The 19879-nt window shown below is 41.7% G+C and carries 16 protein-coding genes and 1 tRNA gene; 7 read left to right on the top strand and 10 right to left on the bottom strand.

Annotated features, from left to right (window positions below):
* Positions 1-40: 40 nt before the first annotated feature.
* Entirely contained in the window at positions 41-1996 is a 1956-nt protein-coding gene (locus LY11_RS19590) for an LTA synthase family protein (protein WP_111635328.1), read from the bottom strand.
* A 482-nt stretch (positions 1997-2478) separates the two neighbouring features.
* Here LY11_RS19590 and LY11_RS19585 point away from each other — a divergent pair, with 482 nt between their 5' ends.
* The 5 genes from LY11_RS19585 to hutG are packed head-to-tail and all read left to right on the top strand — an operon-like array spanning position 2479 to position 8416.
* Positions 2479-2988, top strand: coding sequence for a MarR family winged helix-turn-helix transcriptional regulator (locus LY11_RS19585; protein ID WP_111635327.1), 510 nt, complete (start codon positions 2479-2481; stop codon positions 2986-2988).
* Entirely contained in the window at positions 2981-4543 is a 1563-nt protein-coding gene (gene hutH, locus LY11_RS19580) for a histidine ammonia-lyase (protein WP_111635326.1), read from the top strand. Before LY11_RS19585 ends, hutH begins: the two co-directional genes overlap by 8 nt.
* The gene (gene hutU, locus LY11_RS19575) at positions 4521-6194 is read left to right on the top strand and encodes a urocanate hydratase (RefSeq protein ID WP_111635325.1); all 1674 of its coding nucleotides are present in this window, start codon (positions 4521-4523) and stop codon (positions 6192-6194) included. Before hutH ends, hutU begins: the two co-directional genes overlap by 23 nt.
* Positions 6195-6209: 15 nt before the next feature.
* Entirely contained in the window at positions 6210-7436 is a 1227-nt protein-coding gene (gene hutI / locus LY11_RS19570) for an imidazolonepropionase (RefSeq protein ID WP_111635324.1), read from the top strand.
* On the top strand, positions 7433-8416 hold the full coding sequence (gene hutG, locus LY11_RS19565; protein WP_111635323.1) for a formimidoylglutamase: 984 nt from the start codon (positions 7433-7435) through the stop codon (positions 8414-8416). Before hutI ends, hutG begins: the two co-directional genes overlap by 4 nt.
* Positions 8417-8424: 8 nt before the next feature.
* On the opposite strand, the gene LY11_RS19560 is transcribed toward hutG, so the two are convergent.
* The 8 genes from LY11_RS19560 to LY11_RS19525 form a co-directional block, all read right to left on the bottom strand.
* Complete coding sequence (locus LY11_RS19560; RefSeq protein WP_111635322.1) at positions 8425-10164, bottom strand: HAMP domain-containing sensor histidine kinase; 1740 nt, start codon at positions 10162-10164, stop codon at positions 8425-8427.
* Between the two features lie 369 nt (positions 10165-10533).
* The gene (locus LY11_RS19555) at positions 10534-11664 is read right to left on the bottom strand and encodes a sensor protein KdpD (RefSeq protein ID WP_111635321.1); all 1131 of its coding nucleotides are present in this window, start codon (positions 11662-11664) and stop codon (positions 10534-10536) included.
* A 10-nt stretch (positions 11665-11674) separates the two neighbouring features.
* Positions 11675-11953: a hypothetical protein gene (locus LY11_RS19550; protein ID WP_111635320.1), complete on the bottom strand. Its 279-nt coding sequence runs from the start codon at positions 11951-11953 to the stop codon at positions 11675-11677.
* 124 nt (positions 11954-12077) lie between these two features.
* Entirely contained in the window at positions 12078-13148 is a 1071-nt protein-coding gene (locus LY11_RS19545) for a porin (RefSeq protein WP_111635383.1), read from the bottom strand.
* Between the two features lie 118 nt (positions 13149-13266).
* Complete coding sequence (locus LY11_RS19540) at positions 13267-13833, bottom strand: K(+)-transporting ATPase subunit C (RefSeq protein WP_111635319.1); 567 nt, start codon at positions 13831-13833, stop codon at positions 13267-13269.
* A 53-nt stretch (positions 13834-13886) separates the two neighbouring features.
* Positions 13887-15917, bottom strand: a complete 2031-nt coding sequence (gene kdpB / locus LY11_RS19535) for a potassium-transporting ATPase subunit KdpB (RefSeq protein ID WP_111635318.1) — start codon at positions 15915-15917, stop codon at positions 13887-13889.
* Between the two features lie 6 nt (positions 15918-15923).
* A complete protein-coding gene (gene kdpA, locus LY11_RS19530; protein WP_111635317.1) occupies positions 15924-17642 on the bottom strand; it encodes a potassium-transporting ATPase subunit KdpA in 1719 nt (572 codons plus the stop codon).
* Between the two features lie 9 nt (positions 17643-17651).
* Positions 17652-17729, bottom strand: coding sequence for a potassium-transporting ATPase subunit F (locus tag LY11_RS19525; RefSeq protein WP_082035969.1), 78 nt, complete (start codon positions 17727-17729; stop codon positions 17652-17654).
* Between the two features lie 364 nt (positions 17730-18093).
* Between LY11_RS19525 and LY11_RS19520 the strand changes: the two genes are divergently transcribed.
* Together LY11_RS19520 and LY11_RS19515 are read left to right on the top strand one after the other, a co-directional pair.
* A complete protein-coding gene (locus LY11_RS19520; RefSeq protein ID WP_245952838.1) occupies positions 18094-18945 on the top strand; it encodes a DUF4349 domain-containing protein in 852 nt (283 codons plus the stop codon).
* A 334-nt stretch (positions 18946-19279) separates the two neighbouring features.
* Positions 19280-19353 (top strand) — tRNA-Pro (locus LY11_RS19515).
* 245 nt (positions 19354-19598) lie between these two features.
* Here the strand turns inward: LY11_RS19515 and LY11_RS19510 are convergent.
* A partial coding sequence (locus LY11_RS19510) for a transposase (RefSeq protein WP_146610877.1) occupies positions 19599-19879 on the bottom strand: 281 nt, incomplete at its 5' end.

Below are 19879 nucleotides of genomic sequence, written 5' to 3'. Positions count from 1 at the left end.
TTAAGCAAAGAAACTATTGAATACTGAAGGAAATTTGTAGCTACTGGTGCATTCCTCCGCTTTTGAATAAATCGTAGGCAGTTTGATAGTTGGCGATGGCCTTATCGGTCACTGCTTTTGATAATTTAGCAGGAACCTGCTCGTTTTTCGCCTTGTTGTACAAGAAAGTCTCCATTTTTTGCTGCGGACCAAGGATCACCAGGCTGTCTTGTTTCAGGTAGGCCAGTTTTTGATAAGTACCCAAGACTGCACGAGGCTGATAAGTGGGGTCAAAAAGGTTCTTTCCATATAAATTACTCTCATATTTCCAGCCCAGCAAACTAAATAAGGTAGGATATATATCAATTTGAGAACACATTTTATCAATAACCTGGCTGCCTTTTTTCGGCAGGTTCAGTATAACACAAGGGATATGATATTTATTGATGTCAATCTCATTCCTGCCTGCACTGCTTGCACAATGGTCTGCGACAATAATAATCACCGTATTTTTATACCAGGGTTTCTTGCTTATATTTTTCAGGAATTCACCGATAGCATAATCTGTGTAACGTACTGCACCTTCTCTCCCGCTACCCGACGCGTATTTAATTTTACCAGCTGGAAAAGTAAATGGACGGTGATTAGAGGTTGTCATCACAAAATTATAAAATGGTTTACCTTGTTTGAATTCTGCATCAGCACCACGGGTTACCGCAGCAAACAAATCTTCATCACTGATTCCCCAGGCATTTTCAAAATGAACCTGTTCGTCCTGAATGATTGTTCTTTTAGTTTCATAAACATCATCCAGTTTGATATTCCTACCTCTGTCTGTAATATCAAACCCATTGCTGCCAAAGTATTCATTCATATTATCAAAGTAGCCATCGCCACCGTAGAAAAAGGCCCTGCTATAACCAGCCTTTTCAAAAATATGCCCTACTGTAGTTAATTTTTCATTTCCTTCTCTTCTTACCACGCTGCTTCCCGGTGTAGGCGGGGCAGCTAAAGTTAAAGCTTCCATTCCTCTCACCGTTCTGGTACCAGTAGCATACATATTTGTAAACAGCAGATTTGTAGTTGCCAGGGAATCCAATACCGGCATCAGCTTCTGTGTATTGCCAAAGTGTTCCATAAAGTCAGCACTCAGACTTTCCACCGTAATCATAATTACGTTGGGTTTATAAGTGGTTCCGGGATTATTGATTTCTCTTTTGATAGAATTCCCATTCGCCACAAAAGTACTGTTCGGCTCTTTTAATTCATTTCTGATAACCTTGAAAGCCTCGTTTTTAGGTAGTAAGGTATAGAAATCATTATAGTCCAGTTCATTATTCTTGAAAGCAGCAAAGAAAGAATAGATCCCGGCTTTAGACAATTCATTCTGATAACGGTTAGTCCCTTTTTCAGCGAATGAGTTGCGAACAAATAAAGGATAAAGGATGGTCAGGATTAATAAAGTACCAGAAATCATTAACCGCGTACGGAATGGAGTCCGCGATTGAAAAGCATGGGTAAACACTTTTCTTTTAGCAAACAGGAACATGACCAGTAAAACCAATACTAACACACCGCCTATTAAAAGTGGCAACGGATAAGATTCATTGATATTATTAATAACCTCGTAGGTATAAATCAGGTAATCCACTGCAATAAAGTTAAAGCGGCTTTCAAATTCCTGCCAGAAGGTGAGTTCTGCGAAAAAGGAGAAAAAGGAGATCAGCAGGATCAGGAACAGCCAGCTATAGGTAATGATTTTATTGGTGAGGGTATTTACCCACTTTTGACGCAAAAATAAAAGGTAGATGCTGAAAAGAGTAACCAGAAAAAGGGCAACTCCAAAGTCGTAGAAAAATCCTGTAAAATATAATTGAATAACAGACAGGATAGAGAAATCCGTCTTACCAAATGAAACAGCCAGCAGACCTGTTCTGATTAAAAAAGAGCTGAACAGAAAAACAGCAAAGAAGGAAAACAGAACACTGTATCTGCCTTTAAATATTAATGAAAACATATATTATTTGATAAGAGCTATCAAACCTATCATTAAATAATTGTTAAAAAAAACTAAACCAAATAAATATAAAAAGGAAACTTTTCAAAGAAATCTATATATCCCCTGGAAAAGGAAAAATTTAACAGGATAGATAAACAATTGACTATCACAAAGTCATAATTATTATATCTTCTTTTTTCTTAATATTTCTTTAATATCTGCTCCAGATTAACTGTAAATTTTATCTGCGATTTTAATTAGCCAGAAGGCATTTTAAAATGATAAAATTTACCCGCAAAGAAACAAAATGACCTTTCCCCATTCTTTTTTTGTTTGCACAAAATCTATGCTCTCCCTTTTTCAACTTCTATTTGTCTTCTTGAATAATGAGCATATAACAATGTATCCGTTAAAAACGCAGAAGAAACTGACCATCAATACATTTACAATTATTTCACTAAAATATATAAGTACTTATATAATTACTTATATATTTGAGTATGAATTACTATCAGTCATTAGGATATTTAGTTTTAGGAAGCCGGTTAAAACGGCTGAGTGAACTCTTTCTTTCAGAAATCAATAAATCATACAAGGCAGAAGGCATTGTCTTTGAAACCACCTGGTTCCCCGTATTTTATTTACTTTCTGAAAATAAGACATTGACTATTCAGGAACTATGTGAACAGATTGAAGTCTCCCATCCCGCAGCCAGTCAACTGGTTACCAATCTTAAAAACAAAGGTTTGGTGATCAGCACAACAAGTTCTGAGGATGCCCGTAAGCAATTAGTTACCCTGAGTGAAGAAGGTAAAGCACTTTTAGCGCGGATCATTCCTGTTTGGGATGCCATTAACGCAACTATGGAAGAAGTAGCAGGTGCAAGTGAGCAAGGCAGCGCGATATTAGCGACGCTGACTAAACTGGAAACTACTTTCAAGTCTATCGATATTGTTAAAAATATTCAACATAAAATACATCACCCTGTTAAATCTCAATCCAATGAATAACTCATTTTTTTATGGAACTGACCACCTGACCAGTGGAATTTGCCTGGCTATCGCAGCTGGTCAGACCAAAGGCCAGATTAGTCCGCAAGCAGCAGCAAATATTCAATCTTCCTGGGAAGAGGTACAGAAAATTGTCCGCAGTCAAAAACCCGTATATGGCGTTAATACAGGATTCGGCCCCTTATGTGATACCCATATTTCAGAAAAAGACACTTCTCTTTTACAAAGTAATATCCTTAAAAGTCATAGCGTTGGTGTAGGTAAAGCAATTCCTTTGGAAATCGCCAAAATCATGATGATTACTAAAGTTCAGGCTTTAGCAAAGGGCTTTTCTGGTATTGCACCACAAACTCTGGAACGTATTATCTGGCATATTGACCACGATATTATTCCTTTTGTACCTGAAAAAGGTTCGGTAGGTGCTTCTGGTGACCTTGCTCCCCTATCTCATTTATTCTTGCCTTTAATTGGTTTAGGCGAAGTGTTTATCCATGGAGAGAAAGTTTCTGCTGCAAAAATGCTGGAACAATATGCGCTGAAACCAATTGTATTAGGCCCGAAAGAAGGATTAGCATTGATTAACGGAACACAGTTTATTCTTGCCTTTGCTGTTAAAGCGGTTCAGCGGTTAAATGATGCACTTGATCTGGCTGATTTAAGCGGAGCCATGTCTTTAGAGGGTTTAACTGGTTCTACCCGCCCGTTTGATGAGCGTTTACATAATTTAAGACCTTATAAAGGCACTAAACTGGTTGCACATCGTTTGTCTGCCCTATTGGAAGGTTCAGCAATTGGAACCTCACATATCAATTGCAGTCGCGTACAGGACCCTTATTCTATCCGCTGTATGCCGCAGGTACATGGTGCTTCGCGGAATGCCTGGTTACATTTAAAAGAATTAACAGAAATTGAACTGAACTCAGTAACTGATAACCCGGTTATTTTTAGTGCAGAAGATACAATCAGTGGTGGAAATTTCCACGGACAGCCTTTAGCAATGGTACTTGATTATGCAACTGTTGCCGCTGCAGAGCTGGGTAATATTGCCGATCGCCGTTGTTATTTGATGAATGAGGGGAAATATGATTTACCAAAATTACTGATTGCGGATGCAGGGTTAAACTCTGGTTTAATGATCCCTCAGTATACTACAGCAGCATTAGTAACGGAGAACAAAACTTTATGCTTTCCGGCAAGTGCAGATAGCGTGCCTACTTCTTTAGGACAGGAAGATCATGTTTCTATGGGCTCTATCAGCGGAAGAAAACTGCATATGGTGATTGATAACCTGGAGTTTATCCAGGCAATTGAACTTTTATATGCTGCACAGGCTATTGAATTCAGACGGCCGCTGAAATCAACTCCGGTCATCGAAGCTTGCCACGATTTAATCAGAAAACATGTTCCTTATATCAAGGAAGACCGTCTTTTTGCAGACGATATTAATCAATTACATCATTTGATAACTAACGGTTCATTAGTACAGACTGCGAATGAAACTGCCATTGCTAACCATATTAACCTATTCAACGATGACGACTTCAGAATTTATTAACACCTACGCCAAACATCCGTTTTATAAAGCACCAAGAGGGATGCAATTGCATGCTAAAAGCTGGCAGACAGAGTCTGTATTGCGCATGCTGCTGAATAACCTGGATGGTGAGGTTGCGGAAAACCCGGAAGAATTAGTAGTTTATGGCGGTATCGGCCAGGCTGCACGTAATCCGGAATCTTTACGTAAAATCATAGAGATTTTATTGGAACTGGATGAACACCATTCTTTATTGGTGCAATCGGGTAAACCGGTAGGTATCATCAGAAGTCATCCTCAGGCACCACGTGTTTTAATTGCGAATAGCAATTTAGTACCTGCCTGGGCAAACTGGGAGCATTTCAATGAGCTCCGCAGTAAAGGGTTAATGATGTACGGACAGATGACAGCAGGTAGCTGGATTTATATCGGTACGCAGGGTATTTTACAAGGTACTTACGAGACTTTTGTAGAGTGTGGCCGTCAGCATTTTGAGCACAACCTGACTGGTAAACTGATTGTGAGCGCTGGTATTGGTGGTATGGGTGGTGCACAACCCCTGGCAGCAACTATGGCTGGTGCAGTCTTTTTAGGTGCGGATGTAGATGAAACCAGGATTCAAAAGCGTGTAGATACGCAGTATATTGACCGGATTACGCATTCTTATGAAGAAGCAATTCATTGGGTAAATGAGGCTAAAGCTTCGGGCGCGGTTATTTCTATCGGGATTGTTATGGATGCGGGCGATTTACTGGAGCGCTTAATTGCTGATGGCCTGGTTCCGGATATTCTCACTGACCAGACTTCTGCACATGATCCTTTGAATGGGTATGTGCCTAATGGTTTATCTTTACCTGAGGCGCTCGCTTTAAGAAAAAGTGATCCTGAAAAATATAAAGCGTTATCGTTGAAAAGTATGGCCCGCCATGTAGGTTTCATGCTTGAATTACAGAAACTGGGTGCGGTTACTTTTGATTATGGAAATAATTTAAGAGAGTTTGCTAAACAAGGTGGAGAAAAAGACGCATTTAACTTCCCTGGTTTTACGCCTGCTTATATCAGACCGTTATTCTGTGAAGGTAAAGGCCCGTTCAGATGGGTTGCTTTATCTGGTGATCCTGAAGATATTTATGTAACGGACCGTGCGTTGATGGAAGCATTTCCTGAAAACACCCATTTGATAAACTGGCTGCAAAAAGCGCAGGATAAAATTAGTTTCCAGGGTCTGCCGGCACGTATTTGCTGGTTGGGAATGGGCGAACGTGAAAAAGCGGGCCTGATTTTCAATGAACTGGTTGCAAGTGGTAAGGTCAAAGGCCCGATCGTTATTGGCCGTGATCATTTGGATTGTGGCTCTGTGGCTTCTCCTAACCGTGAAACTGAATCGATGAAAGATGGTTCTGATGCGGTTTCTGACTGGCCTTTATTGAATTTGATGGCCAATACTTCGGGCGGCGCAACCTGGGTTTCTTTTCATCATGGTGGTGGTGTAGGAATGGGGTATTCGCAGCATGCGGGTATGGTTGTATTGGCAGACGGAACTGAGCGTGCAGCGAGCTGCATCAGCCGTGTGCTGTACAATGATCCGGCTATGGGAATCTTCCGTCATGCGGATGCAGGTTATGAGCAGGCAGAAATATGGGCTGAAAAGTTCGGTTTAAAAATAGGATAGTTTAACACATTTAAGATGAAAAAACTAATCGGTCCGTTCAGCGAGATCCTGACCTTGTCGGGCTTAGCGCTGAATGGTGCTATAAATGACAGCCAGCTTGAAGTGGTTCCTCGTGGAGGAGTTATTGTAGAGGATGGTAAGATTGTGGCTACTGGTGATTTTGAGGATTTACGCCTTGCAAATCCGGAGCTGTCGCTGGAAAAAATTGAGGGGGAGCAGGTTTTGCTTCCTGGTTTTATTGATTGCCATACGCATATTTGTTTTGCGGGAAGCAGGGCGAAGGATTATAGTCTTCGTATTCAGGGGAAAACTTATCTGGAAATTGCAAAGAGTGGCGGTGGTATCTGGGATTCTGTCGTGCAGACGCGAGCGGCAGCGTTGTCAAAGCTTGTGGAATTACTGGAGCAAAGGGTACAGCGGCATTTGAGGGATGGGGTGACCACGATAGAGGTTAAGAGTGGTTATGGACTGGATGTAAGCAATGAGCTGAAAATGCTCAGGGCGATTAAATCGGTTTCTTTAACGACTCAGGCAGATCTGGTTCCTACTTGTTTGGCGGCGCATCTTTTACCGAAGGATTTTGAGGGTTCTCAGGTGGAGTATCTGAACCATGTGCTGACAGATTTATTACCTCTTGTGAAGGCGGAAGAACTGGCAAATCGTGTAGATATTTTCATTGAAGAGAGTGCTTTTGACCGGGCTGCTTCGGTTCCTTATTTACTGGCTGCGAAGGCACTGGGTTTTGAGATTACAGTACATGCGGATCAGTTTACAACCAGTGGCCTGGAAGTGGCCATTGAGGTTGGCGCTGTTTCGGCAGATCATCTGGAAGCGAGTACGGAAAGGGAAGCTGCACTGTTGAAGGGCTCTGAGACGGTAGCGGTTGTACTTCCTGGTGCTTCTCTGGGCTTAGGGATGCAGTATGCACCTGCAAGGAAGTTACTGGATGCGGGCGCTTGCCTGGCTATTGCGAGTGACTGGAACCCGGGTTCTGCGCCTATGGGGGATTTGCTGATGCAGGCTGCGGTAATGAGCGCTGCGGAGAAACTGAGCACTGCTGAGGTTTTCGCAGGGTTGACTTTCAGAGCTGCAAAGGCGCTGGGTTTGAAGGACCGCGGTACGTTGACTGAGGGGATGTTAGCTGATATGCAGGCTTATCCTTGTAGTGATTACCGCGAGATTTTATATCATCAGGGAAAAATTAAACCATCCATAGTCTGGAAAAACGGAACAAGAATATGATAGACTCTTTATTTTATCGCAAAACATCGGCTGAGGTTTGGACTGGTCGCAATGATGGAAATGATCTGGCTGTTCAGCGCTGGCATCAGCGGGTGATTTTGGTTGATCTTCTACATGGGGTTATACCTTTGCTATCGCCGGGTCAGAAAGGAATTGCTTTGATTGGCTTTTCTTGTGATGAGGGGGTAAGACGTAATGGTGGCAGGCTTGGCGCGAAGGATGGGCCGGCTCATTTCCGTAAGGCTTGTTGCAATTTACCTGTTCATTTTTCTGAGGATACTTTTTTCCTTGATTTGGGAGACGTGGTTTGTGCGGGTCAGGATATGGAGGGTGCGCAGCGTTCGCTTGCTGAGGTTGTTGGTTTTGCTTTAATGAATGGTTATCAGCCTTTGGTTATTGGTGGTGGTCATGAGGTTGCTTATGGTCATTATACGGGTATTGATAGTTATTTGAATCAGGGGGATAGTATCGGTGTGATCAATTTTGATGCGCATTTTGATTTACGTGAGCCTAATGCGCATGGTACGAATTCTGGTACTGGTTTTTTTCAGATTGCGCAGGATTGTAAGGTATCGGGCAAACCTTTCAGGTATCTGCCTGTTGGAATTCAGCTGAACAGTAATACGAAGTATTTGTTTGATACGGCCGCGGCACTGGGTGTTCAGCATATTGCTGCGGAAGGTTTTATGGTTTCGAACCAGGGGGTGATTCAGCGTCAGCTGGAGGAGTTTATTGCGGGTTCAACGCATATTTACCTGACGATTTGCATGGATGTATTTTCGTCTTCGTTTGCGCCGGGGGTAAGTGCTGCTGCTTTTAGTGGCTTGGTTCCTGATGCGTTTTTCTTTAGTTGTTTAAGGGCTGTGATGGCGAGTGGCAAGGTCATCAGCATGGATATTGCGGAGTGTAATCCGGTTTTTGATCAAGACCAGCGCACAGCAAAATTAGCTGCTGCGCTGGCCTTTAGCATGATCACCTAACCAAAAGATTATTCAGCAACGGGAAGGAAGAAGCAGAAGCGGCTTCCTTCTCCTATTTCACTTTCTACCCATATTTTACCGTTTTCGGCTTCTATAAAGTCTTTGGAAATTGCCAGGCCCAGGCCTGAGCCTGATTTGTTGTTTCCGTCTGTGGGTACCTGGAAGTAACGGTCAAAGAGCCGTTTTTGGTATTGTTCGTCTATTCCTTTTCCGAAGTCCCGTACGGAGAATTCTATTCCTTGTTTTTTCTCTTGTATTTCTATTTGAACTTTTGATTTTTCTGAGCTGTAGCGCAGGGCGTTAGAGAGAAAGTTAATGAGCACCCATGCTGTTTTTTCTACGTCTGCGTTGACTAAAGGAAGGTTTTCTTTACTGATAAGTTCGAGTTGAATGTTTTTTTGTTCGGCTTGGAAACGGACTGCGTTCAGGGCGTAGTTCACGATTTCAAGTGGAGCGGCTTTGACAAAGTTGAGTTGCAGGTTGCCTGTTTCTACTTGTGCGAGGTCAAGGAGTTCACTGGTAATTTTTAACAGGCGGCTGCAGTCGTCTTTGATGTGTTCGACGAGTTGTTTTTGTTCTGTGTTCATGAGCCCGATCCTTTCGTCGTCCATAAGTTTAAGGCTCATTTTTATGGATGATATGGGGGTTTTAAGTTCATGGGATACGGTAGCGATAAAGTTGGTTTTTGCTTCGTCGAGTTCTTTAAATTGGGTGATGTTATTGAGGATGTAAACTGTTCCTGCAGTTTTACCGGTTTGCAGAACAGGTAGTTCCTGGTCTTCAAATATGGGCACAATGATTTCTCTTTTTTGAAGTTGAAAGTAGGATTCTTTCTGGTCTGCGTAGATTTTTATGGGTTGGTCGTTTTTTTCGTTATTCATGATCCTGGCTAACAGATCGTTTTTCTTCATGAGGTCTTTGACGTTAGAGCCGTTTACTTTGTTTTCGTCAAGGTTCAGTATCTGCGCGGCAACTTTATTCATGAAAAGGATTTCTTGTTTTTCGTTAAGCCCGATGATCGCGTCTTGCATTTGTTCGATAATGGCTTCGATACGTAGTTTTTCTGATTGGATTTTTGCAAGGTTACTGTTTTCCCATTTGTTGAGTTGTTCGACCATTTGATTGAATGATCTGGCAAGTTCTGCGAATTCATCTGTACCGTCAAATTCGAGTCTTTGTTTGTAGTTTTTACGCCCGATTTCTTGTATGGCTTCAGAGAATTCTCTGAGTGGGTTGGCGACGAACCCGGGGAAGTTAACGATAAAGGAGAATAGCACGAGAAAGCAGAAGCTGGCCGCGGTAATGAGGTACAGGCTGGCTTTTTCAACGGATTTCTGGGCAACTTCGTTTTTTCTGACGATACCGTCCATGTTGAGTTTGTCAATGATCATGAGTTGAGATCTGATCTTTGCGAGCGCTGGTTTTTGCTGGGTTGGGTTGTTTAGTTCAATGAAGGATTTTGTAAGAGTCCTTACGGCCTCTCCTTCTCCTTTCTCGGTCACGTTTTTTGATTCGAGGGATAGTTGTTTTGTGAATTTTTTCTGTAGTTCCAGGGTTAGGGGAAGGTCGTTCTGGTCAAGTATGGAACGCATTTCTCTGGTGTAGCTAAGGGTTTCATAGTTGTCTTTCAGAATCACTTTTGCACTGACAGAGATTTGGTTCATGTAGTAGAGTGAGATCGAACCGAATAAGAGTACCACCACAAATAGGAATCCGAATCCGAGGCGGAGTTTGGTTTTTATTTTCATTGCGTTTTTTATTGTTCTTCATTTGTAATGAAGCTTGCGGAAGACCGCAGGTTTCATTGTATTACTTGTTGAAAGTTCTAAGGGGGTTTGCCTGGCTTCGCAAAAATATAGGTAGTGCTATGTTCGAGCGACGTTTACTTAGGCCCGAAACGGGCAAAGAAAAACAATGCTCTTCACATTAGCACTACCTATATTTTTCGAGATAACCGGTTAGGTTTATCTATGCAAAGTGGCATACAATTTCATTTTTTTTATTGGTTTATTTGTTGGTTTACTTGCTGGATTGTTAGTTGTTTGCTTGTTGGATTGCTTATTGGGTTGTCTATTGGATTGTTAGTTGTTTACTTGTTGGATTGCTAATTGTTTGCTTTAGGATAGAATGACGAGATCTGTTTCTGTTGATGAAATGTTCCGCAGTAATTCATTGAAGACAGCGGTTCGCATGATGACCTGAAAGAGGTTCAAATGTGGTTTACCGATGCAGATGGTCGTGATTTCTTTTTCCTGAGCAATTCTCATAATGGTTTTGGTTACTTCATCACTTTTTACTTTGATTACTTCTGCTCCGAGTTCTGTGGCGAGCTTAAAGTTATTGATCAGATGCCGTTGCAAATCTAGTTTAATCCGGTCACTACTTTCACTATTATTCTGCACATAAAGTACAATCCAGGGCGATCTGTAATAGGAAGCCAGCCGGGCTGTTTTACGGATAACGATCTTTGCTGTCACGTTATTGGTGGAGATACAGGCCATGAAACGTTCTGGCCGGAGTTTGATCTGTTTGGGGATTTCTACACTTATTTTTCTCTCTACGTGGTGAGCCACCTCTCTTAAGGCAAGCTCCCTGAGCTGAAGGATACGCTCGGATTGAAAGAAGTTCCCTAAGGCTCTCTCTATTTTTGTTTTGTCATATATTTTACCGGATTTAAGCCGGTCAATGAGTTCATCGGCGGTTAAGTCAATGTTCACGATCTCATCTGCAATATCCAGTACTCTATCCGGGATACGCTCTGTGATGGGAATACCAGTGATTTTCTCAATCTCCTCATTCATGCTCTCCAGGTGCTGGATGTTTACGGCCGAGATTACACTGATTCCCGATTCCAGGATGTCCATAACGTCCTGCCAGCGTTTGGTATTTTTACTTCCTTCAATATTGGAGTGCGCCAGTTCATCCACAATAACTACCTCAGGGTTCCTGCTAAGGATAGCCTGCACGTCCATTTCTTCAATTTCCTTGCCTTTGTAGAATAGTTTACGCCTGGGAATGAATGGGATTCCCGCCAAAAGGGCATGAGTTTCTTCTCTGTTGTGGGTTTCGATATAGCCGATTTGTATGTCAATTCCATTTTTAAGCAGAGCGTGAGCTTCTTGCAGCATCCGGTAGGTTTTTCCAACGCCTGCACTCATACCAATATAGACCTTGAATTTACCACGGCGCGATTTCTTCACAAGGTCAAGGAATTGACGTACTGATTGTTCTTTATTATCTTCCACAATTATAATCGGTTTACCATGTAATAATTACATATCCTATATCAACGAGATAGGATACACCGGTAATGAACGTAATGCCTATTAATAAAATCAGTATAAATTTAGCGGAATAATTCCGGTAATTTGCCTGAATTGCAATTGGGTTACGCGGGTTTTTAAGCCCGATTTCCTGACCTCTTTTCAGCCGGGCAATTCTCGCTTTTCTTCTGGTCTTTGGCCCGTATTTTAAGCACAAAAATCCTGCAAAAACAGTGATTGAAGCGGTAAATAAAAATTCTAAAAATGTTTCCATGTTTATAGCTTTTAGCTTTAGTTTTTAAAGCCGGAGATTATATCCCCGGCTAATCATTTCATTAAAAGGCTCTGTATTTTTAGGTAAGGGACTCCGTATCCTTAAATAAGAGGCTCCATATTGGTTAAAAGGAGACTGCAACACTTGCCGTAACTGCAGCATTATAGTTTACGGCATTCATATCTCTTTTAAATATTTTGTCTTTACTGTCATATACTTTACCTTCTAGTCTGACCACTGCGTTTGGTACTGGGGCATAGTCAATGTTTAAGGAATAGCCTTTGGTTTTAAAGCCATTAGGGGTATCAGTCGCAATCAGTACACCGTTTTTATCCTGATAGTATTCAAATCTGCCTGCCATTGCCCATTTAGGGTTAATGGTGTAACGGGCAATAACCACTGGGGATAATACTTCATTTTTACGGTGATCGGTTTTGGATTTTTGCTGTGTAGCGTAGTCAAAGCCTACGGTTACACCAAAAGCATCAGCCAATTGGAATATGCCGTAAACGTTGTGGTAGAAACGGGTCACTCTCACGGAGTCAGCTCCTTCGGTTCCCAGATAGTTACTGTAGTTTACAGTGATCTTATCGGTTGGTTTCCAGGTCAGTTGCAGCCCCCCGGCAGGTTGCCTGTTCCCGTCCTGACGTGCGATACGCTGCCAGCCGTTCAGGTACAGGGCTGAAGCAGTAAATTTATTGTCATCAGTGCTGTAAGTAACCTTTGCTCCTGATTCAAAGTAAGGGGTATTTTCTGAGGAGATATTCCTGGTCAATACCCAGCAGTCTTTGGAGATCGCACTTTCAAAACCAATATGGGAGGAGAATACACCTGCGTCTACCCATAGGTTGGCTTTGTTGGATATTTTAAAGCCAACGTTTGCTTCCAGGATGTTTTTTGACACACCAGATTCAGCAGCCAGATTCGCATTGGCATAAGTTCCCGCCATGATAGCCAGGTTAGCCCTGATCTTTCCGGAGTCATAGGCTGCTTTAATATATCCTAAATTCAGATTCACTTCGTTACTTCTATTGTGCGCATATATAAAGCCAGGCCTGTTGTTGTTTTCTGGTTTATTAAAGTCGTGTCCATAATATACTTCGGCATAACCGGAAATTTTAACTTTAGGTTCTTCTTGTGCGGTTGCACCTAAACCCATACAAACAGTGGCAGCTGTCATCAAAAATTTGTTCATTGTATCTTCTATTATTAAATTGGTAGTAAAGCGTTTTTCCTTCTTGACAAGGGTATATATGAGCCTGTTTAAATTCATTTTTTCCTGGTTGGGTTGTTGAGTTTAAACAGGCTTCAGCTTATTTTTTCAGGTTATCCAAGGCAACATTCAGTTCCAGTACATTCACTGTACTTGGGCCGAATAAGCCTAGTAGTGGGCCATTGGCAGTTTTTTTAACGAGGTCGGATACGGTTTGTTCGCTTAATTTTCTGTTCATGGCTACTCTCTTAATTTGGATAGCTGCACCTTCTACAGAAATATCAGGGTCCAGTCCGCTACCTGAAGCAGTAACCATATCGGCAGGAATATCACTGCGTTTCAGGTAAGGGTGGTATTTCAACAGGGAGTCTATCCTGCCGTTTACTTCTTTTAAGTAGTCCGGGTTGGATGGGCCTTTGTTTGATCCGCCAGATCCGTCTGCTTTATAGCCTACTGAGGATGGTCTGCCCCAGAAGTACTGAGGTTTGGTGAAGGATTGACCGATCAGGGCATACCCTACTACTTTACCGTTCTGAGTGATCTTTTCACCGCCGCCGCTGCCTTTAGAGAAACCTCCGGCAAAGGCAACGATTAAGGGGTATATGACGCATAGCAGCACTAATAAAACTGCAGTAAGACGTATAGATTGTAAGATGTACTTTTTCATGGTTTCTTATTTTTATGATCTTATTTTTTTATGATGTTGTGATTCCTATGTTTTTAAACGAATAGCCCAACTAGTAAATCAATAAGCTTGATCCCGATAAAAGGGGCTATCACTCCGCCAAGACCGTAAATCAACAGGTTCCTGCGTAATAGTGCACTCGCTCCTATTGGTTTATAAGCCACACCTCTTAATGCCAGCGGAATCAGGATCGGGATGATAATCGCATTGAAAATAACAGCCGACATAATTGCACTTTCAGGGGAATGTAAACCCATGATGTTCAAGGCTTGTAAAGCTGGTATCGAACCAATAAACAAGGCTGGAACAATGGCGAAGTATTTAGCTACGTCATTGGCAATGGAGAAGGTTGTTAAGGTTCCGCGCGTGATTAACAGCTGTTTACCGATCTCTACGATCTCAATTAGCTTGGTTGGGTCATTGTCCAGATCGACCATATTTCCAGCCTCTTTTGCAGCTTGTGTTCCACTGTTCATCGCCACACCAACATCTGCTTGTGCTAAGGCCGGAGCATCATTTGTACCGTCACCCATCATCGCAACCAGCTTGCCCAGGGCCTGCTCGTCTTTGATGTAGTTCATTTTATCCTCAGGTTTTGCTTCAGCGATAAAGTCATCTACGCCTGCTTTTTCTGCGATAAACTTAGCGGTTAAGGGGTTGTCTCCGGTGACCATCACTGTTTTCACCCCCATCTTACGCAGACGGTCAAAACGTTCACTGATACCTGGTTTGATAATATCCTGTAGCTCAATTACGCCAAGGGCTTTCTCATTCTCTGAAACTACCAGCGGGGTTCCTCCGTTTGAAGCGATCTTTTTAACTTCATCTTCGATGTCCTGAGGGAAAATATTCCCTGCTTTCTGAACGATGTTACGGATAGAGTCAAAAGCTCCTTTACGGATACGTCTTCCGTCTGGGGTATCAATACCACTGGATCTTGTTTCAGCCGTAAACTTGATAAATACTGCGCCTTCTGGTGTGGTAGGCAAAGCAAAATTATGTTGTGCGTTGGCCAGCTCGATAATAGACTTACCTTCAGGGGTTTCATCTGCTAAGGAACTCAGTACGCAGGCATTGGTAAACAGTTGAGCGTCTACGGCTGCTGTAGGGTAAAAGTTAGTCGCTTTACGGTTACCGATAGTAATCGTCCCTGTTTTATCTAATAACAGTACGTCAATATCTCCGGCGGTTTCCACTGCTTTACCTGATTTGGTAATCACATTTGCCCGTAAGGCACGATCCATTCCGGCAATTCCGATAGCTGACAACAGACCACCGATTGTGGTAGGGATCAGACAAACGAACAGGGAGATTAATGCAGCAATTGTGATTGGTGTATTTGCGTAGTCTGCGAAAGGTTTCAAGGTTACACAGACAATGACGAATACTAAGGTAAAACTTGCTAAAAGAATGGTTAAAGCGATTTCATTTGGCGTTTTCTGACGGGATGCGCCTTCTACAAGGGCAATCATTTTATCCAGAAAGCTTTCGCCTGGTTCAGTACTGACCATGACTTTAATTTCATCCGAGAGTACTTTAGTACCACCTGTTACGGATGATTTATCACCTCCGGACTCTCTGATTACGGGTGCGGATTCTCCGGTAATAGCCGATTCATCGATAGTTGCTATACCTTGAATGATTTCTCCGTCTGTTGGGATGGTATCGCCGGTTTCACAGAAGAAAACATCGCCTTTTTTTAACTGGCTGGAAGAACGCATTTCGATCGTTCCGTCTGCCAAGACTACTTTAGCTGGCGTTTCTTCCCTGGTTTTTCTTAAGCTGTCTGCCTGGGCTTTACCTCTGGCTTCAGCAATAGCTTCAGCGAAATTGGCAAACAGGACGGTTAGAAACAGGATTAAAAAAATAAAGAAGTTATATAGTGGCGATCCTTGTCCGGCATGGCTGAAAGAGTATACTGTAACGTATGCCATCACCAGTGTTCCTACTTCAACAGTAAACATCACTGGGTTACGCACCATCACCCTTGGGTCGAGTTTTATAAAGGATTGTTTAAGGGCACTTTGAACCAATGCAGGTTCAAATAATTTATTAGAAGACTTCATGATAAGCTATTTAATCAGGGTAAAATATTCTGCCAGCGGGCCTAATGTCAGGGCAGGGAAATATGAAAGGGCATTTAACACAATGATCACTGCAAAAGTCATCAGACTGAAAGTCAGCGTATCTGCTTTTAAAGTACCAGCCGATTCCGGGATATATTTTTTAGCACCCAGTAATCCGGCAATAGCGATCGGACCAATAATTGGTAAGAACCTGCCCAGGAATAATACGAATCCTGTAGCCACATTCCAGAACACGTTATTGTCACCCAGGCCTTCAAATCCAGAACCGTTGTTTGCGTTAGAGGAAGTCATTTCGTATAACATCTCTGAGAAACCATGGAAGCCTGGGTTATTGAGCCATGATTTTGGTTGTATTGCCCATGCTGCATCGGCATGATTGACAACGATAAAACTTGATAACGCTGTACCTGCAAGAATTAGAAAAGGACTCAGCAGGGTGATTAATGCTGCAATCTTAATTTCTCTAGCTTCTACTTTATGTCCCAAAAATTCAGGGGTCCGCCCTACCATTAATCCGGATATAAATACGGCAATGATCAGGTAGATAAAATAATTTAGCATACCTACTCCACATCCTCCGTAAAAGGAATTAATCATCATACCTAATAGTTGCCAGAAGCCTGTTAGTGGCATCGCACTGTCGTGCATACTGTTAACTGATCCTGTAGAAATGATGGTGGTCACAGTACTCCAATAGCCAGTAATTGCTGGTCCAAAGCGTACTTCTTTACCTTCCATAGCGCCTGTAAGCTGTGAAATACCCATTTTTGCGATTGCAGGGTTTCCTCCGAGCTCACTGCTTACGGTTGGAATCAGTAGCAAGAGCATCCCGATAGTCATTACACCAAATATCATCCAGGATAGTTTTCTGCGCCTGATAAAAATACCGAAAGCAATAACCATTGCTATTGGAATGATCACCTGTGCAATGAGTTCTACCGAATTGGTGAAATAGGATGGGTTTTCTAATGGATGGGCAGAGTTGGTACCAAACCAGCCACCGCCGTTTGTTCCTAAGTGTTTAATAGCTACAAATGCTGCTGCGGGGCCTCTTGATACGTTGACGGTATCGCCCTGCAGGGATATGAATTTATCTTTTCCTTCGTAACTGGTTGGTGTACCTGAAAAGGCAAGGATCAAAGCCATTATTAAGGAAAGGGGTAATAATAGCCTGGTGATTGATTTCACAAAGAATTCCCAGAAGTTACCCAGATTGGTAGAGGTTTTATCTCTGAAGGCTTTAAAGAAGACTACAGCGGCGGCAATACCTGTTGCGGCACTCACAAACTGAAGAAACATCATGACAAAGTGCTGTGTAAGATAGGTCACACCACTTTCTCCTGAATAATGCTGCAGGTTACAATTCACGACGAAACTGATAATAGAGTTAAAGGCAAGGTCAGGAGACATTCCTGGGTTACCGTCGGGATTAAGTGGCAGCTTATCCTGATTCATGAGCACAAAGAATCCGTAAACCAGCCATACAAGGTTAATGGTCATCAGCGCTTTCATATGCTGTTTCCAATTCATCTGCTCGTTGGGGTTAATTCCGGAAAGTTTGTAGATACCAGATTCAATTGGTTTTAAGAAGTCAGTCCAGACTTTTTCACCAGCAAATACCTTTGCAAGGTATTTACCTAAAGGAATTGCTATAACCAGGGTAAGCAGGTAGGTAGCGAAGATTCCAAATAATTCAGTGTTCATAGCGTTCAATTAAAATTTTTCGGGTTTAATCAGCACGTAAATCATATAGATGAATACTGCGATTGCGATAATAAATAGTGCGATCATAATTTTAGATTTTTTCGAACCAGTCGATTGATTTGTAACAGATCCATGTCAGGACCAGAAGAGCGATTAATAGTAGTACAGTCATCATGGTGTTTATTTTTTATGGCCTTATCCAATCGCTATACCAAAGAAAAATAGTATGACATAAAGAGTTATTTTTCAGCGTTTTAAGAGGAAAAACGGATTTTAAGCAGAAATCTACAGGGTTAAAACCCTTCCATTTTGGAAGGGTCGATTACCGATATGGAAGGTTAGCTGCAGATAAAGCGCTTTTAAATTAATTTAAAAGGGTTATGATATATATGCGTGACATAGGGTTACTTAATGGTAGATAGTTGTATTAAGAGAGAATTTAATTCTTAACATGATGAAGAAATATTTGATTTATGGAATACTGGTTTTAACTGCACTGGGTTGTAATAGTGAAAAAAAATCGGGCGCTTATGAGGAAGCTGAGCAAAAGTCAGTTGCTAAGCTTTCAGATACTTCGGTAGCTGAAAAAATTGTTAAAACGGCCGACATGAGATTCAGGGTAAAGGATGTCCAGGGTACTAAGGAAAAATTAGGAAGTATCCTGAAGGTTGAGGGAGGCGCGATTACCGAGTTTAACACACATAGCATGATCAGACAGAATGAAAAGGTAAAATACTCCGCCGATTCTTTACTGGAATTGATTGCTTACCGGGTAGAGGGTTTAGTAGTTGCAAGAATTCCTTCGGAGAAATTGGATGATTTTACGAATGAAGTAGCAAAGATGGCGGTGTTCATTGATGACCAGTCTTTAAAACAGGATGATTTGAGTCTGAATTATTTGAGCAATCAACTGAAAAATAAGAATAAGGCAGAGGCGGTAACGCAGTTGAATAATTCTGTTTCAGGAAAAAAGGTGAGTGTAGCGGAAAGGTCTTTAGTGTTGAAGGATGAGTTGGTAGATAATAAGGTGAATAATTTACTGACTGACCGGAATGTGCGGTACAGTACGATTACTTTAAATTTTTATCAGGACAATACGATTAAGAAAATGATAGTGGTCAATGATAATTTATCTGATTATCGCCCTGATTTTTTTAAACGGTTCTGGCTGAGTTTTGAGAATGGCTGGAGTGTATTTAAAGAGTTTATTCTGATCCTGGCTAATTTATGGGCTTTAATTTTAGTGGCGATTGCCGGTTATTTTGTTTTCAGACACTACCGCAGGAAAAAATTGATCGCCTAATGTGATTATTTCAGATATTTTAAACGTTCATGGGCCTGTTTAAGCTTTATTTTATAAGTTTAAACAGGTTCATGAACTGCTTTTTTTAAGCAATCCCCTCCCCTGTGTTATAGATCTGTATCTGCTCTGAAATTTTTTCTCCTTGAAAAGCAACACATTAAGATATTTTTAGGGTTTAAATGCTCGTGAGCGATAAAAATGTCAATTCTTTACTTACCTTTGTTGCACACCAAATCAGAAAGATCATTTATGATTCATCAAAATTTGGTCTCTGCAAATAATTAATATATATTGCAGACCCTTCGCAAGAGGGACAAAGGTGATACCATTTTTTCGGGGTGTAGCGTAGCCCGGTATCGCGCCTGCTTTGGGAGCAGGAGGTCGTAGGTTCGAATCCTGCCACCCCGACAGTTAGTCTTCTAAAAGTCGGCAAAAAACCTTAAATCATATGATTTAAGGTTTTTTTGTTTTATCTCCACCCTATTCAATGAATAGAGGATCAAGTCATAAACTTGTAGAGTAGGTTCTTTTTTAAGCATACATTTTTTCAGATCGGGATCGCACGTATTTTAATTGTTTGCGTACGCCTCTTACTACCCAAACTTGATAGCGGGAACTTGGGATCAAGCGGAATTCTTGGGGGGAGATAAATTTTAAGCATATATTTTCGATAACCTGAACAGGAAGAATTTGATGTCCCGAACCCCTCTTGAAGTGGCTCTGAATGCTTTAACTTTAGCATTGAATGATTCAGCAGAGGCATTTGTACTTCTGTTGAGAAAGAAGTTCAAGATCGATAGATAATGTGCCTGTATAGACCTTGACACCGTCCTAAATGACTCAATTCCTGACTCTTCCACCTGATTGTACCATAATGCTAATGGCTTAAAAGCCTGCTCTTTACTTGTACATATCTTGAAAATGTTTCCAAGAC

The sequence above is a fragment of the Pedobacter cryoconitis genome, assembly GCF_003259615.1.
Taxonomy (GTDB): domain Bacteria; phylum Bacteroidota; class Bacteroidia; order Sphingobacteriales; family Sphingobacteriaceae; genus Pedobacter; species Pedobacter cryoconitis.
Note: the sequence above shows the minus strand (reverse complement) of the source record. Positions and strands in the feature narration are given on the sequence as shown.